Here is a 26603-nt window from a genome sequence, read left to right as displayed (position 1 = left end):
GGCCACGGCGTCCCGGCCGGTAGGGCCGGGGGCTTCACGCGGCGCTCCAGACGGGGGCGCACAGCCACGGGACGGCGCAGCGCACGCAGCGGCTGTCCTGGACGCGGTGGTCGTCGCGCAGCATGCGGGCGGCGGCGGTGCCGACGGGGTCCGAGTGGTGGCGGGCCCCGGGCACCGCGCCTGACGGCTGGCACCGGCGGCACCACACGCACCTTTTCCTTGCCGAACGGGCGGACGACTTCTGCCTCAGCCTTCGTCCGGCTCGCCGAGGCCCCATCCGCTGGCCGCCCCAAGCGGCCCGCGCCAGGTCGGCAGCCTCCGGGTGCTCCGGCCCGAGCGGACGGCGACGTCTCGTAGGTGCAGGAAGTGCGCGTCGGCTGGCGGGCGGCGGCGTCGGTCCTCGACGGCCTGGTCCAGGTACCCAGTCACCTCCCGCATCCCGTAGTGGTCAGCATCCGCGACCTGACGGAAGTAGAGCTCTTCCCACTCCGCAGTCGGGATCACGGTCCCCGTGACGAGCGTCCCGTCCACCGCCAGCGTCACAACGACGGCCTCGGCAACGTCCCTCCGCCCTGAGTGTGGGTCCGGAGAGGACTATGCCCTGGCGGAGGTATCGGTATCCGGCCTGGCGAGCGCGCCGGTTCTGCAGATTCGACGCCGCCATGGCGGGGAGCGCGCCATGATGAAACCTGGACCGACGCGACCGGAGACCGGATGACGCGAGAGGGGAACGCCGGGCAAACGGGCACGTCGCGGGAGCGGGGAATGGAATCCCCTTGTCCTGGTCACCCCCCGCACTATGCCGCGCCGCACTGCCCGCAACGTCCGTTCCCGTGAACATCGCGCGGATTGTCAGCGCCACTGGTAGGACGCGCCGGTCATCGCCGGGAGCAGCAGCGGCCCGCCGGTCTCGGCGATGTCGGGTCGGACGGCCTGGCCGAGGACGGCACCGATCTCCGGGTACAAGTGGAGGCCGGCCGCGTCGACCACCGGCAGCCACACCACCGGCGCCCGATCCGGGCCGTCCTGCTCCGTCGTGGCGACGGCCTAGTGGAGGCTGTCGGGCAGGTGGGTGGTGAAGACGAGGTGCCGGCGCCGGAACGGCACGCTCTCGCCCGGCCGCTCGGTCTGCTGGTCCTGGACGAAGCGGGTCGCCATGGGGTCGTCGGCGGCTGCGGTGCCCCGGATGAAGCCAGCCCGCCGCTGGCGAGGGCTACCGGCGCGACGGCGCAGGAGAACCTCGAGGACCTCCCGGGCGGCGCGGCGGCGGTCCGCACTGGGGGCGGTGACCGCGGTGACGGCGACGGCGGTGATCGCTGCGGCGTACCAGGCGGTGCTCGAGGCGACGATGAGAGCGGCGTTGTGCAGGACGGGTGACACGGTCGTTCTCCTGGTGGTCGGGATGGTGGTGGTGCTACTGGCAGACAAGGTCGTGCAGCTGCTCAGCGATGGTCTCGGTGGGCAGGACGAAGATGCCGAAGCGGTCGTCCTCGCTCACGGTGTCCAGGTGGTCGACCGTGCTGCGCAGTCTGGGGTCGGGACGGGCGAGGTCGGCGGTGTCCTGGGGCAGGTGCTGGCTGTGCCAGGAGGTGTTGAAGAGGTAGAGGTCGACGCCCTGCGGAACGGTGGGCGGGGGCGGTGCGGTGAGAAGGGACCGGTCCGTCTGGTCCATGAGCTGGGCGGTCTGGTGGTACCAGTGCTCGGCGTCGCGCAGCTCACCGAGGGAGGCGTGGTGGAGGTAGAGGGCGTAGGCGGCGTTGCTCTCACCGGCTCCGGCGGCGAACTGGAACCAGAACTGGGCGAGGAGGGGGTGGCCGCTGAGGTAGAGGAGGGCAGCGAAGACGAGGCCTCCCTTGGGTTCGATGTCGCGGGAGTTGACGAGCAGTCCGTCGAGGAGATCGGGGGCGTCGTACTCGTTGATGATGCAGGTGGCGAGGGTACGCAGGTCGCGTTCGGCGTGCTGCTGGAAGGTGAGGGCCTGCGCGTGCCCGTCGGCGTGGCCGTCGGGCTGGGCGGCTGGGCAAGGCGCCTGGTCGGGTTCCGGCTCGGGCGCGGCCTGCTGCTTGAGGGCGGCGATCTTCGTCGCGATGCGGCGTCGGCCGGCCTGCGGGTCGTATCCGGTGAAGCGCGCGTAGGGGGCGGCGGCCTGCGCCAGGTGGTCGAGTTCGGTGTGCACGGGTCTACTCCTCGTCGGATTCCGAGACGGCGAGCAGCGTGAGCTTGCGGAGCTTGCTGTGGGCCTGGTGGATGAGCACGCGGACGGTGCTCGGGCTGATACCCATCACGGCGGCGATGTCGGCGGTGTCGTATTCGAGGAAGCGGCTGAAGAGCAGCGCGTCGTACTGTCGTTCGGGCAGGCGGCTGATGGCGTGGTAGATCCCGAGTCCGTCCTCCATCGCGTCGAAGACCGGACGGGTGGCGTGGTTGGCGGCGGCCATGAAGACGGTCCGCTCGACCAGCATGAGGACCTCGCCGCGCTGGCGGCGCTCGTGCTCCACCACGACGCGCAGCAGCCCCCAGGCGTAGCCGGTGGGGTTAGGTTCGGCGAGGACTTTGCCCCATCGGAGGCCGAGGTGGGCGAAGACGTCCTCGACCAGGTCCTGGATCTGCTCCGGCTCGCTGAGGGTGAGCTGGGCGCGGGCGTAGTCCAGGTAGCGCTGGTGGGAGTGCTCGAAGAACGCGTCGAACTCTATGGACACCAGCGGCCGGCCGTCATCGGCGTCGTGTCCGCAGCCGTGGCCGTGGCCGTCGTGGTTCACGCGGCGGCCGCCGGGTCGGAGGCGACGCGGTGGCGCGCGACGGAGCCGGGGTGGTCGGCGACGGGCCGCACGCGGCTCTGGCCGACCGTGACGGCGGGCCGGCAGGCGCGGGCGGGACGGGTGAGGGTGTTCACTGCGGACCTCTCGTGCTCGGTGCTGTCATTGCGTGGGGGTGACGTGACGTCAAGTGACAGCTTTCCGACTCGGGGCGGGTTTCGTTTAGCCCGTACGAGAAGAAAGTTGCGGAGGGTGCTGACGCGCCTACCGAGTGATCATGAGACAGGTCGAAGGCCACAGGATCCGCGCGGGCCGGCCGTACGATTCGCGGTGCCTCACCATGGCCAGGCCCGTGTGGACGGGTGTGCTCATTTTCGGGCTGGTCACCGTGCCCGTCGCCCTGTACACCGTGAGCGGCGGCCGCACCGAAACTGTCCCGCGCCGAGTCACGGCGTGTTGTCTAATGAAAGGCCGTGTGCGACGGAGATCTGACAGGGGAGTTACTGATGATCAGGGTGCTGTTAGCCGAGGACATGAGCATGGTGCGCAGCGCGCTGATGGCCCTCCTCGCGTACGAGGACGATCTGGAGGTCGTCGCCGACGTGGGCCGCGGGGATCTGGTCGTGCCGACCGCGCTCGAAGTACGGCCGGACGTCGCAGTCCTCGATATCGACATGCCCGGGCTGGACGGGCTACAGGCTGCGGCCGAACTGCGTCGTAGGCTTCCGGAGTGCGGCACGTTGGTCCTCACCGGGCTGGTGCGGCCGGCGTACCTGCGCAGCGCACTTTCCGCCCATGTACTCGGTTACCTGGGAAAGGACGCCCCGGCCGAGGAACTGGCCACGGCGATCAGGAAGGTGGCTGCCGGGGAGCGCGCCATCGCCCCGGAGCTGGCATTGGCCGCCCTGGACGTGCGAGAGAACCCGCTGACACCCAGGGAGTTGGACACTCTTCGGCTCGCGGCGGAGGGCGCCTCCGTCACCGAAATTGCCGCCCGCCTCTTCATTTCGACGGGCACTGCCCGAAACCACCTGGCCGCCGCTGTGTCCAAGACCGGGGGGCGCAGCCGGGTGGACGCAATCCGGATCGCCGAGGAGATGGGCTGGCTGCCGGTTGGGCCCCGGCTCGGCTGACGCCCGCGTGCGGTCGCCTTCAGCGGGTACCTGCGGGGCACCGCCAGTGGCCGGCGAGGTCTCGGTAGAGGCCGGATTTTGTCAGTAGCTCCTCGTGGGTGCCCATGACAGTGGCGGTCCCGTCCATGACCAGGACCCGGTCGGCCCGCAACGCTGAGCTCATCCGGTGAGCGATGACCAGCAGGGCCCCCGGGCGGCGGATGAACGCCTCCTCGGCCTGGGCTTCGGAGACCGGGTCCATGAGGCAGGTCGCCTCGTCCAGGATGACTAGCTCGGCCGGGGACAGGTAGGCGCGGACGAGCGCGATCTGCTGGCGCTCGCCGGCCGATAGCGTGTCCGGCGCGATCTGTGCCTGGTAGCCGCCGAGCCGTTCGACCAGCCCTTCCAAGCCGATGGCGGTCACCGCCCGGTCCACGTCTTCGGGACGTGCGTCGGCGTTGAGGTAGCGCAGGTTCTCGTCCAGGGCGCCCGCGAAGACGTAGGCCTCCTGGGGGATCAGGACGCGGTGGCGGGCAAGTTCGGCGGGGTCGTCGGGCAGTGGAAGCCCGCCGAGGCTCACCTCGCCGCTGGTCGGCCGGAGCAGTCCGGCGAGCAGGCCGGCCAGGGTTGACTTCCCGATCCCGCTGGGTCCGACCACCACCAGGTGCTCGCCCGGGCCGATCGTCAGGTCGAGGTCGCGGACCACCGGCTCTGCATCGGGACCGTAGGCGAAGCTGACCTTACTCAACTCGACGCCGTACGGGCCGGGGGCGCGCGGCGAGGACACGATCGTCGGCGTGGTGGGTTCGGACGGGGCGGCTTCCAGGATCCGCCGCAGGGTGACGGCCAGCCGCACCCCGCTGCCGCCCAGGCCCTGGACCAGGGTCTGCAAGGCGGGTTGGAGCCCCTGCATGATGTAGGTGGCGGAGCCGAGCAGCGCGCCGGCCGTCACGCCATGGCCGGACAGCCAGGAGGCCGTGGACAGCAGCAGGACCAACGGGAGCCAGCCGCCGATGGCCAGCACCAGGGTCCGGCCGGCAGTCAACCGGGCTACCCGCTGCGCCGCTCGAGCCTGCCGCTCGACTGCTTCCGAGAGCCGGTCGCCGGTCCACCCCTCGGCGCCGGCTGCGCTCACGTCGCGCAAGCCGGCGATGACGGCACCCGCCTCAGCAGCGAGCCGCTCGTCGGCGCGCAGCAGTTCCCGCTGACCGTCGGTCGTGCTTCGGAGCATCAGCGCCAGCAGGCCCGCTGCGGCGAGCAGCGGCGGTAGGACCACGGCCAGAACCAGCGGCTCCAGGAAGCACATGCCCAGCAGGGCACCGCCGACACTGAAGACGAACCTGCGGACGACCATGGTGATTCCGGCGTACGCTTCGCGGACGATCTCCACCTGCTGGGTCAGCCGGGCGACGCCCGAGGTGTCGGGCCGCTCGGGGGCCATTCGCGCCGCGCGTAGACCGCCAGTGACCACTCTTCGTACCAGGTCGTCCCGCAGCGGTTCCACCAGGGCCGCCAGCCGTGGGTAGACCTCGCGGGTCGCCCATGCGCCGACGAAAACGGCGGCGCCGAGCAGGGCCAGGTGGGCCATGCCGACCACCGGGCGGCCGGCGCCGAAGCCGGAGTCGACCGAGCTCGCCACCAGCCGGCCGGCCGCGAATCCGGGCAGTGCCTCGATCGCCGACCACAGCACCAGCTGGGTGACCACCCGCGGGCGGCGGCGCAGCGGGGCGAGGAGTTCGGCTCGGAGCGAGACCTCGGGTGTCCCCTTCACGTGCCCACCTCGGCGGGCTTGGGGCGGGTGCCGTCGGGCCGATCCTCATCGGCAGGCGGGTCGGGTTGGAAGACGGCCCGGTACTCGGGTAGGCCCCAGAGCTCACTGTGCGGGCCGATCCGTCGGATGCCACCACCGTCGAGCCAGGCCACGAGGTCACATCGGGCGGCGGTGGAGGCCCGGTGGGCAACGATCAGGCGGGTACGGCCGACCAGCTCGGTGGTGAGCGCGGTGCTGACCCGGAATTCGGTCACGGTATCAAGGCTGGAGGTCGCGTCGTCCAGCACCAGGACCCGCCCCTGGTGCATGAATGCCCTCGCCAGCCCGATCCGTTGGGCCTCACCGCCGGACATCGGCACGCCCCGCAGGTCGGTGTGGTAGCCCTCCGGGAGGCGGTCGACGAAGGCATCGATGCAGGCCGCCGCGGCGGCCTGGGAGAGCCTCGGCTGGTCCTTCTCCGTCACGTCCTTCAGAGCGATGGCCTCCCCGACCGTTCCGCCCAGCAAGGCCGGGCGTTCGAAGGCATACCCGATCGCACCGCGCAGCTCCTCGCGCGAGAGCTCGGGCAGCGGCACCCCGTCGAGCAGGACGGTTCCCGTCTGGGGATCTGTCAACCGACCCGCTAGTGCGGCGAGCAGCGACTTTCCGGTGCCGGACCGGCCCACGATGGCGAGCGAAGCACCGCCCGGCACCGTCAGGTCGAGCTCCTGGAACAGCACCTGCCCGTCCGCCCGCATGGTGACCGCGCGGAGTTCGAGGCGGCCGGGGCCCGGCGGGAGCACTCTGGTGCCGTACGCCATGGCGGGCTCCGCAAGCACCTCCTGGATACGCCCGGCACCGGCCCTGGCGCGAGCGAGACGGCCGAGGAGCATCGCTGTCATGCCGACGCCGGCACCCAGGGCGGCGTACCGGGAGGCTGCCAGCATCTCACCTAAGGTGACTCGGTCCGTGGCCAGCCCGAAGCCGGCCACTGAGAGAACGGCAACCTCCAACAGCGGCACTAGCAGGGCGCTCTGGGCAGCGACCTTGGTCTGTGCCCGCCAGAAGCCGTGGCCGAGGCCGCTCAGCTCTGGGAGCGGCCGCAGTACGCGCTCCGCCTCCCGGTCCGTCGTGCCTGCGGCCGCGATGGTCCGTATGCCGCCCAGGGCCTCGACGAAGCCGGCGGCGATGGCGCCCTGGATCTTCTGGTACCGGGTGATCAGGACCGACATGTCCTGGGCGTACGAGCGCAGGAAGAAGACCAGTGCAGGCATACCGACCAGAAAGGTCAAGGCCAGCCAGGGGTCGATCAGCCAGAGCGCGACCACGCTGGTGAGGGTCGGCAGGATGGAGAGTGCTGCCCAGATGGCGGCCTCCGCGGCGGCGCCCGCGTCGACGGCGCCCCCGATCAATCGGGCGGTGAGGTCGCCGGGGTTGAAACGGGCGGTCGCCCGACCACCGAGGGTGAGCAGGTGGGCGAGCTGGGCCCTGCGCAGCCAGGCCGTGCCGACGGCGGAACTGCGGCCGGCGGCGAGATCGGATAGCACCTCGCAGAGGACGAACGCGGCGATCACCGCCGTGCAGGCGGTGATCCGCCCGTCGTCCGTCCGACCGGACATCGCGCTGTCGACGGCGGCACCGACCACCGCGGGCAGCAGCACCTGGGCCAGCACGCTGCCGAGGGCGGCGAGTACCAGGAGAAGGGCCCAGCCGCCGGCCTGCCGAACCGCACGCAGCAGCAGACGGTTGGCCACCCTGCCAGGTGTCGGCACGATCCGGTCGGCCACTGCTGGGGAGTCGGTCATCACTGTGCTTCTCCGGGTCGTCGCGCTGGACTGGGTGCCGCGGTCATGCGGGTGAAGCGGTGAGGCGCGCCGGCCTCCCGGCCCTGGGTGGGACCAGTGCCCCGCCCAGGGCCGGGAGGCCTAACCGACTAGTTCAGCCGATGTCAGTTACACCACAGCCAGCTCGAGTTCGAGCAGTTGTTGCTGTCGCCGCTACCCATCGGGGCCATCTCCTCGGCCTCGGTCGGAAGCTCCATCGTCTGCAGGTCAAGCAGCGCCATGTTCCCTGTCCTCTCTGGTAAGTCGTGCGTCGGTTCGGCGAAGCCGTGCGAAGGTGTTACGACCCGACCTGGAGGTCAGGGTCAGTTGCACCACAGCCAGCTGGAGTTCGAGCAGTTGTTGCTGTCGCCGCTGCCCATCGGGGTCATCTCCTCGGCCTCGGTGGGCAGCTCCATCGTCTGCAGGTCAAGCAGCGCCATGGTTCTCTTCCTTTCCGCTGGTTATGGGTCTTGCCCTTGCGGGCACCCCTCCGGGGCCGGAGGGGAGTCGGTGGGGCGCACGGGCGTGTGTCGGTTCGGGCGGCGCACGCCCGCGCGCCGGTCTGGGTGGTCGGCCGGTTCAGGAGGTTCGGGCCGGCCCGAGGAAGGGCAGGTGGATCGGGGTATCGCCGAGGGCCGAGCCGAGAGCGAGCAGGACGCCCGCATTGCCGGTGGCGAGGTCCATCGACAGCCGGAGAAGCTGCTCGCCGGGGTAGGCGAGCTGCCCGCGGTAGGCGAGGGCATGCAAGGAGAGCGCCCTGATCTGCGCAGCCACGTCCGGGTCGTCGGCCGGCTGCGAGAGCCGGGACGTCGAGACGAGGTGCTGCAGGATGCCGGCCCGGCCATTGAAGAGGCCGGACAGCACATAGTGCTCGGACTGCGAGGAGATCCGCACGCCGTCGGCGGCGACGCGGAACTGCTCGTCCTCGCGGTGCGCCAGGTAGCGTTCCAGGACGATCGCCAGGCCCGCACTGCCGGTCGAGAGGTACGGCATCGAGCGCCAGCCCTCGTTGACGTGGACCGCGCCGTCGGCGCGGGTCAGGCAGCGGCGTAGGTCCTGCCGTAGGGCGGTGGCGGCCAGGTCCAGATAGGCCCGGTCGCGGGTCTGCTCGTACAGCCGGACGAACATCAGGGCCGGCCCGGCGGAGCCCCGCATGAGCCCGGCGTATGGGTGGCGTCCGCCGCTGGTCTCGGGTACGTCCTCCGCGCCACCCAGCTGTCCGGCCACCAGGTCGGCGGCCCGAAGGGCGGCCTCGCGCAGCGTGGACTCGCCGGTGGCGTCGGCGAAGTGCGCGAAGTTGAGCGCGAGACCGGACAGACCGCTCTGCAGGTCCGTGCCCAAGCGCTCCCAGCCCTCGGCGAGGCAGAGTTCCAGGACCTTCAGCGCGTCAGCGCGGTGGCCGAGGCGGTCGAGCACGTGGGCCACGCCGTGCAGGCCGTCGTAGAAGCCCAACCGGGCCCGCGCATCCTTGCGCAGGGCGCGGTCAAGCAGCCATTGCTCGTACTGCGGGAAGCGGCCGGCACCGGTCGCGTCCAGTGCGTACAACACTCCGGCGGCGCCGTGTGCGATGTTGAGCGCGCCGGTCGCGAACTGCTCGATGTCGCCGGGGAACAGTCGGTCGTCACGGTCCGGGGTGGCGCTCGCGAGGATGGCGCCGGCGAGCGAGTCACGGGTCGCGGGCCAGGCATCGCGGTCCGGGGTCGGCATCGGCAGGACGGTCGGCTCGAAGACCGTCGCGGGGGTGCCGGTGGACGGTACCCCGTCCGCGCCGGTCGGGCCGTCCGGCCCGAGGATGTCGCGCACCGCGGCGTCGAGGAACTCGCGTGGCACGGGAAAGCGCCGGGTGATCTCGTCGGCCAGGTGACGGGCCTTGCCGAGGCTCTGCCGGAGCATCGCGGTCAGCGGCATGAACATCGCGAGCCGGATGCAGCCGAGGGCGTAGCGGTCGATGGCGAAGCCGGTCCGGTCGCGTGGAGCCGCGTAGGCGGGATTGCCGAGCGCGGGCTTGGTCTCCGCCTCGACCGGGGCGGCGACCTCGTAGTCGATCAGTGCGACGCTGCCATCCGGGCGGACCATCACGTTGAACGGATGCAGGTCGCCGAAGACCACGCCACGCCCGTGCAGGGCGTCGACCGCCTCCTCGACGGCCCGGCAAATCCCGAGCGCCCAGTCCGTGTACTCGGCGATCTCCGCCTGGTCCGTCCGGGACTTGTTGTACGGGTAGCGCTGTCCGAAGTACTTGTTGAGCGGCTGGCCGTCCAGGAACTCCTCGACCAGGAAGTGGTGGTCACCGACCACGAAGTAGTCGATCACCCTGGGCACCACGCTCAGCCCTTCGAGCCGTTCGAGGATGTCCCGCTCGTGCTGGAGGCGTTCGACCGCGTCGAGGCCGTCGTTGGTCAGGCCGGCGTGGGCCCGGGCCTCCTTAAGCACGATCCGCTCGCCGCTTCGGGTGTCCACACCGGTGTAGATGCCGCCGCCGTTGGAGAAGTGCAGCACCTGCTCGATCCGGTACGGCAGGCCTTCCAGAGACTCCTTCCGACGGGCCTCCAGCTGCGGCACCAGGAAGTCCGGCAGCTCCACCCACTCCGGGACGTGAAAGGCCGGCTCGCGCTTGTCGGGCACCAGCGTGCCGTCAGGCGCCTCGATGGCCTGGACCAGCGCGCCCTGCTCGGAGACCATGTGCCGCTCCGCGAAGCCTCCGTAGCGCACGTACAGCGGGCCCTCGTTCCAGCGCAGGTCACTCAGGATGTACGGGCCGGTCTCACCGCCGATGCGCTCCTCCAAGGCGTCCAGCAGCGCCTTCAACTGGGCCTCGTCGCGCGGGTAGATGGTGACGAGCTTCCCGCTGGATCCCCGGTGTGCGTACTTCATGTTGCGGGTCTGCAGGATGTGCCGGCCGACCAGGTGCTTAAACGGGATGCGCTCGGCGTAGCAGCAGTCCGCCACCTCGTCGAGAATCCGGTCGGCGTTCTGCTGGCGGCCGGAGGTGTGGATCTTCCAGCCCTGCTTGGGCAGTGGCTCCCCGCCCTCGGGGCGGTAGATGACCCAGTCGCCATGCTCGATCCGGCTCCAGTTCTCGGGCACCGGTCGGCTGGAGAGGGCGAAATCAAGCCCCTCCTCATTCAGCGCGATGGGCGAATCGAAGAAGGTCGGATCGGCCATACAGTACACGTCATAGTGCTTGGACATTCGCCGCCCCCCGTGGCTTCTCCGAAAAGACTCCGGATTGCTCTGGCCGCGTCGGCAAATACATCGGTCAAACCGACGGAGCTCCGGATGACCGCATCGGAATATCAATCAAACCGTTTTCCGGCGGCCATGTTCGATTGCTTCGAACGAGATCGATCATTGCACCATGGATCGGGCTTTGGCCACGCCGCGGTCCATGGATCGATCCATGCGATTCGCATGGGTCCGGCCAAGGATTCTTCATCCCGGGGCTGCAACGGACGGCTGAACCGTCCGATCCCGCCGCTCGGCCGTTACAGCGGAGCGCGGCCATGGCTAGGCTGGTCACCCATACGGGGCGGTGCGGCATATCGAGGAGGGGATTCCCGTTTTCTCGCGGACTGCAGATTCCGGCGATCCGGAACGAGATCTTTCTGTTTCAGACCCGGCGGTCCGGCTCGACGGGGTGAGCAAGGTGTACGGGCACGGAGCGGGCGCCGTACACGCCCTCCGCGAGGTGTCGATGGAGTTCCGGCGCGGTGGGTTCACCGCCGTCATGGGACCGTCCGGGTCCGGGAAGAGCACCTTCCTGCACTGCGCCGCCGGACTCGACCGGCCGACCTCCGGGCAGGTCCGGCTGGCCGGCCGGAACCTGGCGGCGCTGAACCCGAACGAGCTGACGGTCCTGCGCCGGCAGCGGATCGGCTTCGTCTTCCAATCCTTCAACCTGCTCCCCGCGCTGACGGTGGAGCAGAACATCACCCTGCCGCTGCGGCTGGCCCGGCAGCGGGCGGACAAGGCCTGGCTGGCTGAGATCATCGAACGGACCGGCCTGGCCGAGCGGGTGCGGCACCTGCCCACCCAGCTGTCCGGCGGCCAGCAGCAGCGGGTGGCGATCGCCCGGGCCCTGGTGACCCGGCCCGAAGTGGTCTTCGCGGACGAGCCCACCGGCGCCCTGGACAGCACGACCGGCACCGAGGTCCTGCGGCTGCTGCGACACGTGGTGGACGGACTGGGGCAGACCGTGATCATGGTGACCCACGACCCGGTCGCCGCCTCCTACGCGGACCGGGTCTACTTCCTGGCCGACGGCAACTTTGCCCAGGTCCTGGACGGGCCCACGCCCGAACGGGTCGCCGAACAAATGACCCTCCTGGGAAGGCGCTGACGACATGCTTCTGCTGGCCTGGCAGACGGTGCGCGCCCGGAAGGCGGGCTTCGCCGGCGCGTTCACCGCGATTGCCTTCGCCCTCGTCCTGACCGTCGGCTGCGGGGTCCTGCTGGAGTCCGCCCTGCGCACGGGCACACCAACCGAGCGTTACGCGGCGTCCCCGGTCGTGATCGGCGGCTACACCCGTATCCCCGACGCGGGACCGATCGCCGACCGGCTCGCCGAGCTGCCCGGCGTCACGGCCGCGGTTCCGGAGGTCTCCTTCCCGGCGGCGGTGATCACCGCGGGCGGGAAAGTCCTGTCCGGCCCGGAGGGCGGCCCCTCACTCGGACACTCCTGGACGAGTGCCGTCCTGGCGCCGTTCCGGCTGACCGCTGGCCGCGCCCCGGCCGGGCCCGACGAGGTGGTCCTCGACACCGCCACCGCCACCCGCGCCGGGGCCACCCTCGGCGGTACCGTACGTCTTGCCACCACCGAGGCGCCGCGGGCTTACACCGTGACCGGACTGGCCGCACCCCCGCATGAGTTGTCCCGTCAGAACGCGCTCTTCTTCAGTCCCGAGCAGGCCGCCAGGCTCTCCGGGACGACGACCGGCGCGGACGCGATCGGCCTCATCTCCGAAGGCGGGGCCGACCCACGGTCGCTGGCCGAGCAGGCCCAGCAGGCGCTGTCCACCGCCCGGCCACAGAACGGCGGCGAGCACTGGTCCAAGCCTCAGACGCGCACCGGCGACGAGCGCGGCGAACTGGAGTTCGCCGGAGCTCCCGGGCCCGGGGACGGCCTCTCCTCGCTCGCGGGGACGATGGGCGTGCTGTCACTGTTCGTCTCGGTCTTCGTGGTGGCCGGGGCGCTCGCGCTCTCCGTCCAGCAGCGGTTGCGCGAGATGGCCCTGCTACGGGCGGTCGGCGCCACCACCGGCCAGGTGCGGCGGATGATCGCGCTGGAAACGTTGGTCCTGACCGTAGCGGCCGCGGTGATCGGCATCCCGATGGGGATCGGCCTCGCCATACTGCTACGGGGCCAACTGGTCGACCGCGGAGTGGTCAGCTCGGACGTACCGTTGCACATCGGGCCGACCGCCCCGCTGATCGTCCTCGGCGGCGTCGTCGTCACCGCGCAGCTGGCCGTCTGGGCCGCCGCTCGCCGCGCCTCCCGGGTCGAACCCACCCAGGCGCTGCGCGACTCCTCGACGCCGCCGCCCGGCATCGGCTGGATCCGGACCGGGCTTGGGATCGTGACGCTCGCCGTGTGCGGCGCAGTACTGGGCGGGTCGACGAACAGTCGCAGTGGCGCCGGCACGGCCGAGAGCATGGTGCTGGTGCTGCTGCTCGGGGTCGCCCTGCTCGGGCCGCTGATCGGCCGGATCGCCAGTGTGGCGATCGGCTGGCCGGTGGGCCGGCTCTTCCCGGTCGCCGGGTTCCTCGCCTCCGCCGCCCTGCGGGCCCAGCCCCGCCGTTTCGCCGCCGCCGTCACCCCGCTGGTGCTGGCGGTCTCCTTCACCGGCACGGTGCTGTTCGTCCCGGTGATCAAAGCCCAGGCCAACGTGGCCGAGGACAGCCGACGGTTGCTGGCCGACCACGTGGTTCAGTCCGGCAGTGTCGGTCTGCCCCCGGAATTCGTCCGCGCGGTGCGGCAACTGCCGGGCATCGAAGCGGCCAGCGGGCTGGTGTCCATCACCGCCACGGTGTCCGCCGGCACCACCAACACCAAGGGTGTGTCCGCCCGGATCGTCGACCCGCAGGGGCTGGACCGGTTGGTCGACCCCGGGGTGACGGCCGGCTCACTGGACCGGCTGCGCGGCGAGAGCATCGCGCTGGGCGAGCAGTCAGCCACCGTCCTCAAGGCCGGCGTCGGCTCCACCGTCCGGATCGACTGGAAGGACGGCGTCAGCAGTACCGCCACGGTCGTCGCCGTCTACGACCGCGACGCACGATTCGCCGACGCGCTGCTGCCCACCGCCTTCGCCGCCGCCCACACACCGAACCCCCTGGCCCCGACCGTCCTGGTCCGCACCACTCCGGAAGCCGATCCACAGCAGGTCGGGCGGGAGTTCCAGGGCCTCACCTCGGCCTTCCCGATGGCCCGGATCAGCGATCGGGCCGACTACGACGAGGCGCGCCGGCAGCAGCAAGAGGCGGCCACTGCGGTGGGCCGGCTACTGCTCGGCATGATCAGCCTGTTCACCGCGATCGCCGTGGTCAACACCCTGATGATGGCGACGACCGAACGGCTGCGCGAGTTCGCGCTCCTGCGACTGGTGGGCACCACGAACCGCCAGGTGCTGCGGATGATGGCATGGGAGGGTGGAATCACGGTCGCCGTGGCGCTCGCAGTCGGTGCGGGGGTCACGGCAGCCGTTCTCGTCCCGGTCAGCCTCGCGCTCGCCGGGACGGCCTGGCCGTCACTGCCCGCGAGTTGGGAGGCGGGGATCTTGGGCGGGGCGGCGCTGTTGGGTGTGGGCACCGTGCTGCTGACCGCCCGGCTGGCGCTGCGGAGGGAACCGGTCGAGGCGATGGGGATTCGCGAGTAGCCGACCGGCCCGCGAGGGCGGTCATGCAGCCCTGGAAGCACTGGCAACCCCGGCCGATCGGCCTGCACTCCCGGCGACCGGGGCCTCGATGACGGCCGAGAGGTGAAACCAGCCGGACTCGCCCTGGCTGGCGGTCAGCTGCCCGCCGACCGTCAGGAGCCGCTTGGTGAGGTTGTCGATGCCGCGCCCACCCCCCGGCTCCCCCGGTGGGCCGGACGCCGGGACGCCGTCATTGGAGACCGTTAGGCGCACGGCGCCAAGGTCGTCCCGGACCGCCCGGATCCGGCACTGCCGGGGCGTACTGTGCCGCAGCATGTTGGTGACCGCCTCCCGCACCACAGTCGCCAGCACCGCGTCGACCTCCGGCTGCAGCGCCCCGCAGGTCGGCTCGACCTCGACACTGATCCCAGCCGCTCGCAGCGCCGAGGCTGCCGAACGGGACTCCTGGGCCAGCGACATCTGCAGGTCACCGCTGGGAATCCAACGAGTGTCGGTCATAGCCTGCCGCACCATCACCAGCACCTCGGAGATCTCCGCGCGGGCCCGCTCCGGGTCCTCCAGCGCCAGTCGCTCGGCAAGTTGGCACTTCAACGCCGCCACTGAGAGGCTGTAGCCGAGCAGGTCGTGCAGGTCACGCGCGAAACGAAGTCGCTCCCGATCCACCGCGCGCTCCGCCAGCTCCGTCCGGGCCTCCCGCAACTCGGCAGTCAGATCCGCGAGCCAGGCCACACCGTAGATGACGATGCCGCCGACAGCGGTGGAGACGACAGCGTTGAGGCACTGGCCGAAAGTGCCGCCCAGTCCGGCGCAAAGCGGGTACTGACTTACCACCAGTATGGCGAAGAGGGCCCAGGAGCGCGGTGTGGCAACGGTCAGCAGCACCGATCCGGCAAACGAGCCGGGGATGCCGACCCATGATCCGTCGAACACCAGGAACGGCAGGTAGGTGAGCAACCCGTGAACAATCAGGCTCCACGGCCACCAGGGCCGCTCCAGGCGCCACGGGCCTGCGTGCACGATCTGGAATCCCAGCAACAGAAGCAGGACCACGACGGCTGACAGTTGGTACAGCAGTCCGTCGCGATTGCGGATGGTAGCCACCACCGAGGCGACGAAGAAGCCGACGGCTACCATGACGACGATGCCCTGCGTGAGCCGCGACAGGGGGTCGCTAGGCCACCGTGATGTTCGCCGTCCGGTCAGCCGCCTCGCGGAGCGGTCATCATCGGTTCCGTACACGCTGTGGCCCAAAGCGATCTCCTGGCAGACGACTTGGCACGCGATCAACGTGCAGGGAGCCCGCTTCGGACCAGCGCGCCCCCCGCACGCCTCACCAAGAGCATAGTTCCCACACGCAATATTGCGTCAGCACTCAGTCACTGACCGCAAAGGATGGCCAGATTGTCGTTGGCCCGATACCGGAGCCGTCACGGCGCTCAGCGCTGCAACGGGATCCGGACAAGGCCCGGACGAAGACCTGAACATCCACGGTGCCCCAACCGCTCGCGGTGTCGAACCCCCGGACCAGCGGCGAACCCTGGAACTCCGCCGTAGTCGTTGCGGCCTTCGGTAACGTCGGTGATTCCGGCTGCCGCACCGTACTTCCCGAGCCGGTACAGCAGGGGGTTGATGTTGCCGAGAGCCGCCCGCCATGCTGCTGAACCACGAGGGCCGTCACGCCCGCGAAGAGAGCCGCGGACTGCGAACTGCCGATGGCGCCCTGCATGGTGAGGTCAGGGATCGAGCGGCCGACCGTTGCCCCGCCCGCCCGCCCGCCGTCCGCCTTGGTGTGCACGAACACCTCCTCCCCCTCCCTGCGGCGCAGCGCCTTGGTGAAGGTGTCGAGGGTGAGGTTTCACCTGGTGCCGGCGGTGGGGGTGAAGACGAAGAGGGTGCTGGGTTCGGGGTAGTCGGGGGTGAGCTGGTCGGGGTCCTGCTGGCCTCTGGTCCTAGGAGATGGTGGGTGCGGTGAGGGGGCCGGGTGGGACGTAGCGGGCGTATCCCTTGGCGCCGTTGAGAGTGGCCGTGGCACGCCCTGGTGGGTTGTCAGGTGAGTAGTCCGCCACCCTCCGATGGTGGGATGGCCTGCATCGATGCCATCCCGTGCAGCACTCTGCCCTCCGCGATCTGCTGTTCGAGTCGCCGGGTGAACATGTCGATCTGTGCTGCGGGCTCCAGGTCGACCAGGCCCGGCGGCCAGGTGCCGGGCGGCACGATGATCACCACGGCAGCGTTCCGGCCCTTCGCCGCTTCCAGCCAGCCGGGCGATACCTCGACCCGCGACTCCGGCTCCCACACCTCTCGGCCTCCGGCCAGCGTCAACTGCTCCACGCGGCCGTCGCCGACCCGGATGGCCGCGCTCGTGTCCGGCGGCTCACCCGCAGCAAGCACGAAACCGCTGTCGACAGCGTCTTCCAGCAACGCGCTGTGGAGGTCCGCGCCAACCTCCACGATCATCTCCGCGAACGGCGGCCCCTGCGCAGCCTCATGTACCGCCAGCGCCCACACCACCGGCGCACGGCCCCGGTTCTCGTCCTTCTCGTCAGCCACAACCGCTCAACGACTCACCGGACCCATCAGGAACTCAGTGTCGTCACTCCTCCCGGCTCGATACTCATCCGCATCACCCGCCGGGCCCGCAGGTCCGGCGGGCCATAGAGTCCTAAGGCGTGGCCAGCACGCCGACCGACTTCGACGCGATCGCCGACACGCTCTACGCCCTCGCCCCGCCCGAATTCACCGCGGCCCGCAACGAGTGCGCCGACAAGCTCAAAAGGGCCGACCCGCAGCTCGCCAAGCGGGTCCGCGACCTGCGCAGACCCACTCTCGCGGCGTGGGCCGCCAACCTCCTCGCGCACCAGCACCACGGCCTGGTCGAGCAGCTCCTGGACCTCGGGCGGGCCCTGCGGGACGCCCAGGAGCACCTCGCCGGCGAGCAACTGCGCGACCTCGCTGATCAGCGCCGCACCCTGGTGCGCGCGCTCAGCGACCAGGCCCGCCGGGACGCAGCGACGGCAGGGCACCCGCTCGCCGCGGATGCGGTCTCTGGCCTGGAGGGGACGCTGGCCGCCGCGCTCGCCGACCCGGACGCCGGCCGCGCACTGGCCGAAGGCCGGCTGACCGCTGCACTGGAACCGCCGCTGTGGCCGGGCGCCTCCCCCGCCGGGCGGCAGCCACGGAAGCCGGCCGGAACAGATGGTGCCGAGGACGCCGCCCCGGCGGGCCAGACCCGCCCGGCCGCGAAGCACCACTCGGCATCTGCCCCCACCACCGACAAACCATCGGGCAAGAGGGAGCACTCGACGGCCCAGGCCCAGGCCGAACGCCGACGTGAACGCGAGCGGGAGCTGGCCCGGGCCGCGGTAGCCGAGGCCGAACAGTCCGAGCAGGAGGCCGCGAGACGGGCCGACGAGGCCGAACAGGAACTGCACGCCGCCAGAGCGGCTCACCGGCAGGCACAGGACGACGCCGACCAGGCCAAGACCGCACTCGGCCGCGCCCAGGAGCGCCACGACCGCGCGCAGGACGCCCTCGCGCGGGCAGCCGGCCAGGCCCGGGCAGCCGAGGATGCCGCCGGTGCCGCTCGCCACGAGACCGCCCGCGCAGGCGAGGCCGTACAGGAAGCAGCCGAGCGGCTGCGCCGGCTGGAGGAAGACAGCGGCGACGGCGACCGGCCTGGCTGACGCAAACAACACCGCTGTTCGGAGCCGACACGGGTTTCGACGGCCTGGCGGCTGCCCAGGCGCCCGGTAGGGCGCCGCCGCTCCGCCTCCGAGCGGGGCCCAGTAGGGCGGCGGTGCCCGTCGGCCCAACACCGCGTGCGCGGCCATGGTCCGGCGGGTGACGCTGGCCGTGACCGTCCCGTACGACGAAGCGGGCGGGCGTTGTGAAGGAGACCGCAATGGCCAGGCCCATGTGGACCGGGGTGCTCACCTTCGGGCTGGTCACCGTGCCCGTCGCCCTGTACACCGCGACGTCCTCGCACGACGTCCGCTTCCACCAGCTGGAGCGCGGCACCTCCGACCGGGTTCGCAACAAGCGGGTCAACGAGCGTACCGGCGCGGAGGTCGAGTTCTCGGACATCGTGAAGGGCTACGAGGTCACCGAGGGCGAGTACGTGATCGTCGAGCCGGACGAGCTAGAGCAGATCTCCCTCGGCCGCTCCCGCACGATCGACATCGCCGGCTTCGTCGACCTCGCCGACATCGACCCGATCTACTTCGACAAGACCTACTACCTCGGCCCCCGCGGCCGGGAGTACCAAAAGGTCTACGCCCTCCTCGTCGAGGCCCTCGAGCACGCCGGCAAGGCCGGCCTGGCCATGTTCGCGATGCGCGGCAAGGAGTACCTCACCGCGGTGCGCTCCGAGAACCATCTCCTCGAGCTGCACACGATGCACTTCGCCGACGAGGTCCGCGACCCCCACCGCGAGGTCGACAACCTGCCGGAGAAGACCAAGCTCACCGCGCAGGAGGTCAAGACCGCCGAGCAGCTCATCGGCATGCTCGCCATCGACTGGAAGCCCGACGACTGGCACGACACCTACGAAGAACAGGTCAAGAAGCTCGTCGAGGACAAGCTCGCCGGCCGCGAGATCGCCGTCTCCGCCGGGCCCGCCCCCGAGGCCACCAACGTCATCGACCTCATGGACGCCCTACGCCGCAGCCTCGACAGTGCCCGCAAAGGCGAAGCTGCCGAGCAGCCGAAAGAGAAGAAGCCCGCCCGCAAGACCAGCGCCCCGTCAGCTGCCGGCTCCCCCAAACAGACCGGCGGCAAGAAGAGCACCAGCTCCCGCCCCGCCACCGGCAAGACCACAGCGAAGCGCACCAGCGCCACAGGCAAACGGCAGCTGTCCCAACTCACCAAGGCCGAACTCTACCAGCGCGCCACCGACCTCGACATCCCCCACCGATCCACCATGACCCGCGACCAACTCCAGCACGCCCTCGAACAAACCGGACGACGCCACAGGTCCGCGTCGTAGCCCTGTCGCCGCCGCTACTCGACACCGAAGAGCAACTGCGGGATCTCCCGACGTCCTTGCCGTCCACGCCCTGCACCCGCCGTTCGGGCTTGCCCGCCGCGTACACCTGGCAAGCGCGATCCTCGATCATCCCGTAGTTCGGCGCACGCTCCGGAAGCCCCTCGGTCCACGTCTTGGCCGCCATCTGCTGCGCCCCGTCGTAGCGCGGGTAGGGCGGCGGCTTGGACGGGGGGACCGGTCCGACGAGCGGGTTCTGCCCGCCGCCGGCTGCCACCCCGTCACCCGCGGGCTGACCTGCCGGGTCGGGGGGAGTGGCCGCGCTCGCCGAGTCGACGCCTGTCACGGCTGGCACCGCGGCCGCCGCGAGCGGCCCGCGCAGGCCGGCAGCCTGCGGGCGGTACGACCCGAGCGGACGGTGACGTCCCCACGGTGCAGGAAGCGCGGGTCCGCCGCCCGGCGGCGGCGCCTGCCTCGAGCAGCTCCAGGCAGGGGTCCGGGTAGGCCTCCCCCTGCAGCATCACCCGCCATACCGCATCTCTCCACGACATCGTGTCGGTCTCCGTCCTGAGTGTGGGTCTGCAGATTCGACGCCGCCGTGGCGGGGAGCGGGCGATGATGGAAACCTGGACCGACACGACCGGAGACCGGATGACGCGAGAGGGGAACGCCGGGCAACCGGGCACGTCGCGGGAGCGGGGTTCCAGCACTTCACAGCCCGGCTCCATCGATCCCCCTGAGGAAACCGGTGGGACCTCGGTCAGTAACCGGATCAGTGGCGGTGTCGTTCACGGGAACGTGATTCAGGGCGGGGTGGTGCACATTCACCCTGGGCTTGTCCGAGGAGACGCTGGCGGGCGACAGCTCGGGAAGCCGATCGGGGAGTGGGACGCGTACGACCTGGAGGTTCATCCGGCTGGCGCCGGCCGGGAAGGGGCGGAACAGCTTGGCGGACGGCGAGTCGGCGTCATGCCGGGCTATGTCCGTCGGGCCCACGATCGGGAGTTGGCCGACGCCATACGCGATGTCATTGAAGGCCACAGCCGGATGGTGGTCCTGGTCGGCTCGTCGTCCACCGGCAAGACCAGGGCGTGCTGGGAGGCCATCCAGCCGCTCGCTGACAAGGGGTGGCGGCTGTGGCACCCCCACGATCCGACCCGGGCCGAGGCTGTACTAGCCGGCCTCGACCGTGTGGCGCCCCGGACGGTGGTGTGGCTCAACGACACCCAGCACTACCTCGGCCACCTCCAGGACGGCGAGCGCGTCGCGGCCGCCGTCCATACTCTCCTCACCCATCCCGACCGCGGGCCGGTTCTGGTTCTGGGCACCCTGTGGCCCGAGTACGCCAGCACCTATACCGTCCTGCCCCGCCCCGGCGCACCCGACCCGTACAGCCGGACCCGCGAACTGCTGACCGGTCGCACCCTCACCGTCCCTGACACTTTCGACCAGGAGGCGCTCCGGGCCGCCACCGTCCTCGCCCGGGACGGCGACCGGCTCATGGCGGATTCCCTCACCCGCGCCCTCGCCCACGGACGCGTCGCCCAGGATCTGGCCGGCGCCCCCGAACTCCTGCGCCGCTACCAGCAAGGCAGCCCAGCCGCCAGAGCCGTACTGGAGGCCGCGATGGACGCTCGCCGCCTTGGCATCGGTCTCGGTCTACCGCAGACCTTCCTCACCGCCGCCGCCACCGACTATCTCACCGACCACGACTACGAGCAGCTCGCCGACAACTGGGCCGAATCCGCCTTCGCCGACCTCGCTCAGCCCGTCTACGGCAAGCAAGCCCCGCTACGCCGCACCCTGGCCCGCCCACCACGCCGCCCGCCGGGCAACGCCGCACCCACTACGACACCCGCGCCAGCATCAGAACCGATCTTCCGCCTCGCGGACTACCTCGAACAGCATGGACGCATCACCCGCCGCAGGCTTTGCCCGCCCGCCTCCTTCTGGTACGCCGCTCACGCACACATCACCCGGCCTGATGACCTCAGCAACCTGGCCATCGCCGCCGACGACAGGCATCGTCTGCAGTGGGCCCACCACCTGCGGCGCCGGGCCGCCGACTTCGGTCACCTCACCGCCCCGTCTCCCGCTGCGCGAGACGCTGGGGAGCAGAAGGATGCTGAACCCCTCGCCCTTCGGGCTGCAGATGCGGGCCGCCAGAGTGCCCTGATCGTTCTGGCGTGGATGCGGGAGAAAGCCGGGGAACGGGAGAGTGCCGAGGCCCTCGCTCGGCAGGCCGCAGACGCGGGCTCTCTTGGTGCCCTGATCGTCCTGGCGTGGATGCGGGAGAAGGCCAGGGAGCGGCAGAGCGCCGAGGCCCTTGCCCGGCAGGCCGCCGACGGTGGCTCCCCTGATGCCCTGATCGTCCTGGCGTGGATGCGGGAGAAGGCCGGGGAACGGCAGAGCGCCGAGGTCCTCGCCCGGCAGGCCGCAGACGCTGGTCATCCGCACGCCGTTTCACACCTCACGTGGATTCAAGAGGGTGCCGAGGAACGCGTCCGTCGGGCCGCCGACGCGGGCCGCCCCGATGCCCTGGCCCGCCTGGCATGGATCCGAGAGGACGCAGGAGACCAGGAAGGTGCCGAAGAACTCGCCCGCCAGGCCGCCGACGCCGGCCACTCCGACGCCCTGGCCTACCTGGCATGGATGCGGCTGGAAGCCGGAAACTGGGACGCTGCCGAAACTCTCTACTGGCAAGCCGCCGACGCTGACCGCGCAGATGCCCTGGCCCGCCTGGCATGGATCCGACGGGACACCGGGAGCCGAGAAGGTTCCGAAGACCGAGAAGGTGCCGAGGAACGTGCCCACCAGGCCGCCGACGCGGGCCGCCCCGATGCCCTGGCCCGCCTGGCATGGATCCGAGAGGACGCAGGAGACCAGGAAGATGCCGAAGAACTCGCCCGCCAGGCCGCCGACGCCGGCCACTCCGACGCCCTGGCCTACCTGGCATGGATGCGGCTGGAAGCCGGAAACCGGGACGCTGCGGAAGCCCTGGCCCGGCGGGCCGCCGACGCCGGTCAGTTCCTCCCTCCTTCTCTCTCCCGGACGATGTGGCCGCACGGACTGGACCCGGACGGCTCGCCCACCCCTCCCTGGCATTGAACAGAACGCCCACGGCAACGCCCGTCCTCGCCGCCCAGCTCCTGGCCGGCCTCGACCTGCGAGCCACCACCCTCACCCATCTCCGCTCAGCGCTTGCATACGCCCTGATCAGGGAGTTTCGTCGGTGTCCCACCCTGGGGCACGGGCGCCCTGGGGCTATGCCGAACCGGGAGAGCGAGTGCGCAGGTCCGCATGGACGGTCTTGCCGTACGGCTCGGGGGTGGCGCCCCAGTGGCCGCCGGTGAGGTGGTGGACCAGGGCCAGGCCGCGGCCGGACTCGGCGGCGGGGCCCGCGTCGACCAGGCATGGCAGGACGCGGGAGCCGTCCCGAACACTGATCCGCACGCACCGGGCGGTGATGCGCTCGACCGTGACCGTCATCTTCAGCCGGCAGCCCGTCTTCGCGGCGTTGGCAACCAGCTCGCTGACGATGAGTTCGCCGACCTCGACCAGGTCCTCCAGCTCCCAACCGGGCAACGTGGTGCGCACCAGGCGCCGGGCCGCCGCGGCGGACTGCGGCTTGTAGGGCAGCAGCGCCCTGGCGGAGTCGGCGGCCGGGGGCTGCGCCTAGGTCTCGACGGCCGTGGTCACCGCGCACCCCACGGCCGCCAGCGCCGCGGGGGTGTGGCCGCAGCCGTGGCCGGTGGGCGGGGTGTGGGGCACGCGGCCACAACGGTTCTCCGCTCTCTCATCGGCGGTGACGGCTGCACGGACCCGACGGGGGGCGGGCCCATGCAGCGGCCCCAACTCGCCGCCCGCATCCCGGCGCCGGGTTTCCGGTCCGTCACGGTGGGCGACGGGTCGACGGTAGGGAGTGGCCTCCAGCTGCAGCTCCAGGCGGTGCGCGCCCAGTGCCCGGTGGATCCACACGCTGCCCTCGCGGACGTTCACCGTGAACGTCCCGATCTCTCCGTCGAACCGCAACTCGTCCATACGGCACCCGCCCTGTCGTCGTCTCACTGTCCGCTGATTCTGGCGCCTGGAAGCGGGCAGTGGGAGGGAGTTCGGGGACGGTGGACGTGTACGGGCCCGGCAGGCCTCGACGGTGGCGGCGCTGCGATGCCCCGGGCCGATGGGGAATCCGGGGCGGGCGCTGCGGAGCAGACGCTGCCCGCCCGCTTCTGCCGTTGAGGTTGTTGAACAAGAGCTCCGTTCTTCGTCTTGCCAGCCGGGGATCAAACGGGCGGTTCGCGACCAGAGCGGCCCGTTGCCGCGATCAAAAATCCCTGGAAGGCCCCTCTGCGGACTCGCCAGCGCCCCGCCCATCCCATCACACTCGCTCCCCGCTCAAAGGCTCCGGAAGGGGCCATTTTGGAGGCCACTTTCCTGGCATGACCATGCCGCAAGCGTGCGATTGCGTCGCGGGCAGCACCTGGATAGACGGGGGCGGTAGCCTCGGGCTCCGTCACTAGGCTGATGGCGTGCTGACCGTTGGATGGGTTCGCCGGAAACGGATGGGGCGCCCGGCTCAAGCCGGACGCCCCACACGCCTATCAGGTCACTCATCAAGCCTGGGGCTCGGCCTCGCGCTTCAGAAGCTCGAGCAGTTCAGCCGCCACCTGGACGGCCTGACGGTGGTCCAGCGCAGCAAGAAGCAACTGCGCGGACGCCCGGGGGTCGGACGGGACCAGGCGAACCGTGACCGCCGGCACCTCGCAGGTGGGAGCGTCACGCTGGTCCGGCAGGCCCGAGACGTAAACGCCGTTTACACCTGAGGCCCCTTCCGACGAGCTGCCTGCGGAGGGCTGGCCCGAAGCCGAGGTGTAAACGCCGTTTACACCCGGCGCTCCCGACGACGGGCGGCCAGCGGCGGACTGGGCGGTAGCCGACGTGTAAACGCCGTTTACACCGTCCCCGGAACCGTCGACCGATCCGGTCGCCGTCGAAGCGCGGTCCGCGGTCTCCTTCGTCGGGTGGCCCGGCCGCTTGGCCACCCGGGCGGCCTTCGCCGCCAACTTGTCGGCTACCGCCTGCTTCGCAGTCTCGGCCCGCTCGAGCTGCTCAGCCGGGGTGATCTTCCCCGAGCGTGCCTCAGCGCCGATCCTGCGCGCATCCTCAATAGCCAGTTCCCCGGCGCCCGCCTGCTCCTGCAGCTCGGGGGACAGGTGCAGCAGCGCCAGCCGCTGACCCACCCACGCGCGGGACTTGCCCAGTGCCCGCGCCACAGCGGCCTGGTTGCCGTCGTAGACCGAGTTCAGCAGCTGCTCGATCGCCTGGGCCTCTTCGAACGGCGACACGTCCTCACGGTGGGCGTTGGCGATCAGAGCCGCCTCGACCATGTCCGAAGCGCGGGAGACCAGATCGTCGTTGAGGTCCACACGCAGGGTCGTGAGCCCCGCCTGCTGGGCGGCCTTCAGACGCCGATTGCCGTCGAGCGCGACAAAGTCCGCCTCACCGATTACCTCCGCCTGATCCGGATGTGCGTCAAGGAACGCGCCGCGGCTCACCACGGTGACCGGAACGATCTGCCGACGGGCCAGGCTCTCGGCGAGCTCGTCGATCGACCCGCTGTCGACGGTCTTACGCGGGTTGAGCGGGTTGAACACGATCGAGGAAACCGGCGCCGACGAGGCGCGCCGCACCCGACCCGTGGCGTCCAGCGCCTCACTGCGCGCACGCACTTCATCTCCGCGCACCGCACCCTGCGCCAGCGACCCGAACGATCCTCCGCCGGCCTGCAACTTCTTGGCGATGCTCATGCGAGCCTCCGTCGGATCTCCCGCATACGCTGCGCCTGGATGGATGTGGGTGCGTACCTGAGTAGCGGCTGCTTGACGTGGACGGCCTCGCGCTGCTCCTTGAGGTCGGGGACGATGGAGACGACGGGCGGTGTGCCCAGCGATTCCCACTCGGAGAGGGAGTGGGTGGCGACGTAGCCCTTGCGCTTGTCGAACTTGTTGACGACGAGTCCGAGGCGGTCGATGTCGACCTCGTAGTCGAGGCTGACGGTGCGGATCTGGCTGTCGAGCATGGCGTAGGCGTCGGCGGAGGAGTCCTCGGCTTCGACCGGGACGAGGACGCCGGAAGTTCCGGCCGCTTCGTTCTTGCGGCGGTGCCCGTAGTAGAGACCGGCGTCCATCGCCAGGCCGAGGTTCGGCGGGGCGTCGATCACGATGACGTCGAAGTGCTCCTCGAGCGGGGCAAGGGCGCGCTGGAGGCTGGTCTCGCGGGGTCCGCGGACGGACCCGAGCCGGGAGTCGAGCAGGAACGCGTCGAAGCTCGAGGGGAGGAGGCTGAGCCGTCCTTCGAAGTGGTCCGGCTCGATCGGCACGACCTGGTCGAGGAGCGAACCGGCGACGCGGTCCCGGTCGACCATGTGGGTCACCAGGCTCTCCTCGCCCGGTGGGATCTGCTTGACGCCGAGCTGGGAGGTGAGGTGGCCCTGCGGGTCGTAGTCGACAAGCAGGGTGCGCAGCCCGGGCAGTGCGGGCAGCTTCGAGGCGCCGGTGGTGGCGGGCAGGCCCAGCGCTATGGCCTGGCCGGTCCCGGCGGCGATGGTGGTCTTGCCGACGCCGCCCTTCTGGTTGCAGACGACGATGCGTCGCGTGTAGCGGGGGATCGTCAGTTCGGCCAGGGAGACGTGGTGGGAGTCGATCCATGCACGGATCGCCTGGGCGAGGCCCTGCGCGTAGGAGAGACCGTTTCGGCTGTCGCAGTCGTTCTTGAACGCTTCGTACAGGCCGGCGGGGAGATGCGTGTTCCAGCTCTCCGCCCCGGAGGTGTCGACGATCGGGTTGCTGTCGGCGGGCCGGGCGCGCCATTGCTCGACGGCCTGGGTGACAGCGACCTGCATGTCGATGCCGAGCTGCGCCGCGCGGGTCTTGAGTTCCTGGCGGAGGGCGGCAGGGAGCTTGGACGCAACCTTTTCCCGCTCGCCTCCGGGTTTCTGAGAGGTCATGACGTCACCTTAGTGGCGCACGCCCGGTTCAAGCACATCCGGCACGTCTGCGTCGACCAGCTTCTCCTTCCGGTCCGGTGTAAACGGCGTTTACACCGACGGCTCCGGCCAGCCACTTCAAGCCCGACCTGCAGTCATCGACCGTGCCGCACCACAACGCTGGGCCCCACGAACGCGACGGACCGACCCCGAAGCACAAAGGGGGTCTGCTGCCTCCGACAGCGTCACTGTCGGAGGCAGCAGAACCCCCTTGCTCCCCGAAACCCCCCACTGAAGCCTCCCCTATGTCCGGCCCCCAGCGAG

Annotated in this window: 23 protein-coding genes; 6 read left to right on the top strand and 17 right to left on the bottom strand. The window is 70.7% G+C overall.

Annotated elements, in window-relative coordinates:
• Nucleotides 1-34: 34 nt before the first annotated feature.
• The 6 genes from ACZ5OX_RS38060 to ACZ5OX_RS38035 all read right to left on the bottom strand — a co-directional run bounded on the left by ACZ5OX_RS38060 (nucleotide 35) and on the right by ACZ5OX_RS38035 (nucleotide 2893).
• The gene (locus ACZ5OX_RS38060) at nucleotides 35-208 is read right to left on the bottom strand and encodes a hypothetical protein (protein ID WP_465636629.1); all 174 of its coding nucleotides are present in this window, start codon (nucleotides 206-208) and stop codon (nucleotides 35-37) included.
• Between the two features lie 644 nt (nucleotides 209-852).
• The gene (locus tag ACZ5OX_RS38055; RefSeq protein ID WP_465636627.1) at nucleotides 853-1005 is read right to left on the bottom strand and encodes a hypothetical protein; all 153 of its coding nucleotides are present in this window, start codon (nucleotides 1003-1005) and stop codon (nucleotides 853-855) included.
• A gap of 42 nt (nucleotides 1006-1047) precedes the next feature.
• Nucleotides 1048-1380: a hypothetical protein gene (locus ACZ5OX_RS38050; protein WP_465636625.1), complete on the bottom strand. Its 333-nt coding sequence runs from the start codon at nucleotides 1378-1380 to the stop codon at nucleotides 1048-1050.
• Nucleotides 1381-1414: 34 nt separating this feature from the next.
• Nucleotides 1415-2176 carry a hypothetical protein gene (locus ACZ5OX_RS38045; protein WP_465636623.1) on the bottom strand — a complete coding sequence of 254 codons (762 nt, stop codon included), beginning with the start codon at nucleotides 2174-2176 and terminating at the stop codon, nucleotides 1415-1417.
• Nucleotides 2177-2180: 4 nt separating this feature from the next.
• Nucleotides 2181-2759: an RNA polymerase sigma factor gene (locus ACZ5OX_RS38040; RefSeq protein ID WP_465636621.1), complete on the bottom strand. Its 579-nt coding sequence runs from the start codon at nucleotides 2757-2759 to the stop codon at nucleotides 2181-2183.
• Nucleotides 2756-2893, bottom strand: coding sequence for a hypothetical protein (locus ACZ5OX_RS38035; RefSeq protein WP_465636619.1), 138 nt, complete (start codon nucleotides 2891-2893; stop codon nucleotides 2756-2758). Before ACZ5OX_RS38035 ends, ACZ5OX_RS38040 begins: the two co-directional genes overlap by 4 nt.
• A gap of 369 nt (nucleotides 2894-3262) precedes the next feature.
• Here ACZ5OX_RS38035 and ACZ5OX_RS38030 point away from each other — a divergent pair, with 369 nt between their 5' ends.
• Entirely contained in the window at nucleotides 3263-3889 is a 627-nt protein-coding gene (locus ACZ5OX_RS38030) for a response regulator transcription factor (RefSeq protein WP_465636617.1), read from the top strand.
• A 19-nt stretch (nucleotides 3890-3908) separates the two neighbouring features.
• Here ACZ5OX_RS38030 and ACZ5OX_RS38025 read toward each other — a convergent pair whose 3' ends face one another.
• From ACZ5OX_RS38025 to lanKC, 5 genes are all read right to left on the bottom strand, one after another.
• A complete protein-coding gene (locus ACZ5OX_RS38025) occupies nucleotides 3909-5639 on the bottom strand; it encodes an ATP-binding cassette domain-containing protein (RefSeq protein WP_465636615.1) in 1731 nt (576 codons plus the stop codon).
• Nucleotides 5636-7423 carry an ABC transporter ATP-binding protein gene (locus tag ACZ5OX_RS38020; protein WP_465636613.1) on the bottom strand — a complete coding sequence of 596 codons (1788 nt, stop codon included), beginning with the start codon at nucleotides 7421-7423 and terminating at the stop codon, nucleotides 5636-5638. The genes ACZ5OX_RS38025 and ACZ5OX_RS38020 overlap by 4 nt, the downstream gene beginning before the upstream one ends.
• A gap of 143 nt (nucleotides 7424-7566) precedes the next feature.
• Nucleotides 7567-7683, bottom strand: a complete 117-nt coding sequence (locus tag ACZ5OX_RS38015) for a SapB/AmfS family lanthipeptide (protein WP_380646254.1) — start codon at nucleotides 7681-7683, stop codon at nucleotides 7567-7569.
• Between the two features lie 81 nt (nucleotides 7684-7764).
• The gene (locus tag ACZ5OX_RS38010) at nucleotides 7765-7881 is read right to left on the bottom strand and encodes a SapB/AmfS family lanthipeptide (RefSeq protein WP_392881160.1); all 117 of its coding nucleotides are present in this window, start codon (nucleotides 7879-7881) and stop codon (nucleotides 7765-7767) included.
• A 139-nt stretch (nucleotides 7882-8020) separates the two neighbouring features.
• Nucleotides 8021-10606 carry a class III lanthionine synthetase LanKC gene (gene lanKC, locus ACZ5OX_RS38005; protein WP_465636610.1) on the bottom strand — a complete coding sequence of 862 codons (2586 nt, stop codon included), beginning with the start codon at nucleotides 10604-10606 and terminating at the stop codon, nucleotides 8021-8023.
• A gap of 472 nt (nucleotides 10607-11078) precedes the next feature.
• On the opposite strand from lanKC, the gene ACZ5OX_RS38000 reads away from it, so the two are divergent.
• Both ACZ5OX_RS38000 and ACZ5OX_RS37995 read left to right on the top strand, forming a co-directional pair.
• Nucleotides 11079-11780 carry an ABC transporter ATP-binding protein gene (locus ACZ5OX_RS38000; protein ID WP_465636608.1) on the top strand — a complete coding sequence of 234 codons (702 nt, stop codon included), beginning with the start codon at nucleotides 11079-11081 and terminating at the stop codon, nucleotides 11778-11780.
• A gap of 4 nt (nucleotides 11781-11784) precedes the next feature.
• Nucleotides 11785-14313 carry an ABC transporter permease gene (locus ACZ5OX_RS37995; RefSeq protein WP_465636606.1) on the top strand — a complete coding sequence of 843 codons (2529 nt, stop codon included), beginning with the start codon at nucleotides 11785-11787 and terminating at the stop codon, nucleotides 14311-14313.
• A 21-nt stretch (nucleotides 14314-14334) separates the two neighbouring features.
• Here ACZ5OX_RS37995 and ACZ5OX_RS37990 read toward each other — a convergent pair whose 3' ends face one another.
• From ACZ5OX_RS37990 to ACZ5OX_RS37980, 3 genes are all read right to left on the bottom strand, one after another.
• Nucleotides 14335-15564, bottom strand: a complete 1230-nt coding sequence (locus tag ACZ5OX_RS37990; RefSeq protein ID WP_465636605.1) for a histidine kinase — start codon at nucleotides 15562-15564, stop codon at nucleotides 14335-14337.
• Between the two features lie 121 nt (nucleotides 15565-15685).
• On the bottom strand, nucleotides 15686-16108 hold the full coding sequence (locus ACZ5OX_RS37985) for a hypothetical protein (protein WP_465636603.1): 423 nt from the start codon (nucleotides 16106-16108) through the stop codon (nucleotides 15686-15688).
• 251 nt (nucleotides 16109-16359) lie between these two features.
• Nucleotides 16360-16863, bottom strand: a complete 504-nt coding sequence (locus tag ACZ5OX_RS37980) for a hypothetical protein (protein ID WP_465636601.1) — start codon at nucleotides 16861-16863, stop codon at nucleotides 16360-16362.
• A gap of 119 nt (nucleotides 16864-16982) precedes the next feature.
• Between ACZ5OX_RS37980 and ACZ5OX_RS37975 the strand changes: the two genes are divergently transcribed.
• From ACZ5OX_RS37975 to ACZ5OX_RS37965, 3 genes are all read left to right on the top strand, one after another.
• Nucleotides 16983-17996, top strand: coding sequence for a hypothetical protein (locus ACZ5OX_RS37975; RefSeq protein WP_465636599.1), 1014 nt, complete (start codon nucleotides 16983-16985; stop codon nucleotides 17994-17996).
• A gap of 218 nt (nucleotides 17997-18214) precedes the next feature.
• A complete protein-coding gene (ku, locus tag ACZ5OX_RS37970; protein ID WP_465636598.1) occupies nucleotides 18215-19297 on the top strand; it encodes a non-homologous end joining protein Ku in 1083 nt (360 codons plus the stop codon).
• A gap of 612 nt (nucleotides 19298-19909) precedes the next feature.
• Complete coding sequence (locus tag ACZ5OX_RS37965; protein WP_465636596.1) at nucleotides 19910-22402, top strand: hypothetical protein; 2493 nt, start codon at nucleotides 19910-19912, stop codon at nucleotides 22400-22402.
• A gap of 156 nt (nucleotides 22403-22558) precedes the next feature.
• On the opposite strand, the gene ACZ5OX_RS37960 is transcribed toward ACZ5OX_RS37965, so the two are convergent.
• From ACZ5OX_RS37960 to ACZ5OX_RS37950, 3 genes are all read right to left on the bottom strand, one after another.
• The gene (locus tag ACZ5OX_RS37960) at nucleotides 22559-22933 is read right to left on the bottom strand and encodes an ATP-binding protein (RefSeq protein WP_465636653.1); all 375 of its coding nucleotides are present in this window, start codon (nucleotides 22931-22933) and stop codon (nucleotides 22559-22561) included.
• A gap of 974 nt (nucleotides 22934-23907) precedes the next feature.
• Nucleotides 23908-25101, bottom strand: a complete 1194-nt coding sequence (locus tag ACZ5OX_RS37955; RefSeq protein ID WP_465636594.1) for a ParB/RepB/Spo0J family partition protein — start codon at nucleotides 25099-25101, stop codon at nucleotides 23908-23910.
• On the bottom strand, nucleotides 25098-26300 hold the full coding sequence (locus ACZ5OX_RS37950) for a ParA family protein (protein WP_465636592.1): 1203 nt from the start codon (nucleotides 26298-26300) through the stop codon (nucleotides 25098-25100). The genes ACZ5OX_RS37955 and ACZ5OX_RS37950 overlap by 4 nt, the downstream gene beginning before the upstream one ends.
• Nucleotides 26301-26603 lie beyond the last annotated feature (303 nt).

The sequence above is a fragment of the Kitasatospora sp. NPDC032121 genome (assembly GCF_055580145.1).
Note: the sequence above shows the minus strand (reverse complement) of the source record. Positions and strands in the feature narration are given on the sequence as shown.

Coding starts and splice junctions, on each gene's coding strand:
- ACZ5OX_RS38030 (WP_465636617.1), top strand. CDS start 3,263: ATGATCAGGGTGCTGTTAGCCGAGGACATGAGCATGGTGCGCAGCGCG.
- ACZ5OX_RS37955 (WP_465636594.1), bottom strand. CDS start 25,101: ATGAGCATCGCCAAGAAGTTGCAGGCCGGCGGAGGATCGTTCGGGTCG.
- ACZ5OX_RS37950 (WP_465636592.1), bottom strand. CDS start 26,300: ATGACCTCTCAGAAACCCGGAGGCGAGCGGGAAAAGGTTGCGTCCAAG.
- ACZ5OX_RS38020 (WP_465636613.1), bottom strand. CDS start 7,423: ATGACCGACTCCCCAGCAGTGGCCGACCGGATCGTGCCGACACCTGGC.
- ACZ5OX_RS37965 (WP_465636596.1), top strand. CDS start 19,910: ATGATGGAAACCTGGACCGACACGACCGGAGACCGGATGACGCGAGAG.
- ACZ5OX_RS38015 (WP_380646254.1), bottom strand. CDS start 7,683: ATGGCGCTGCTTGACCTGCAGACGATGGAGCTTCCGACCGAGGCCGAG.
- lanKC (WP_465636610.1), bottom strand. CDS start 10,606: ATGGCCGATCCGACCTTCTTCGATTCGCCCATCGCGCTGAATGAGGAG.
- ACZ5OX_RS37995 (WP_465636606.1), top strand. CDS start 11,785: ATGCTTCTGCTGGCCTGGCAGACGGTGCGCGCCCGGAAGGCGGGCTTC.
- ACZ5OX_RS38010 (WP_392881160.1), bottom strand. CDS start 7,881: ATGGCGCTGCTTGACCTGCAGACGATGGAGCTGCCCACCGAGGCCGAG.
- ku (WP_465636598.1), top strand. CDS start 18,215: ATGGCCAGGCCCATGTGGACCGGGGTGCTCACCTTCGGGCTGGTCACC.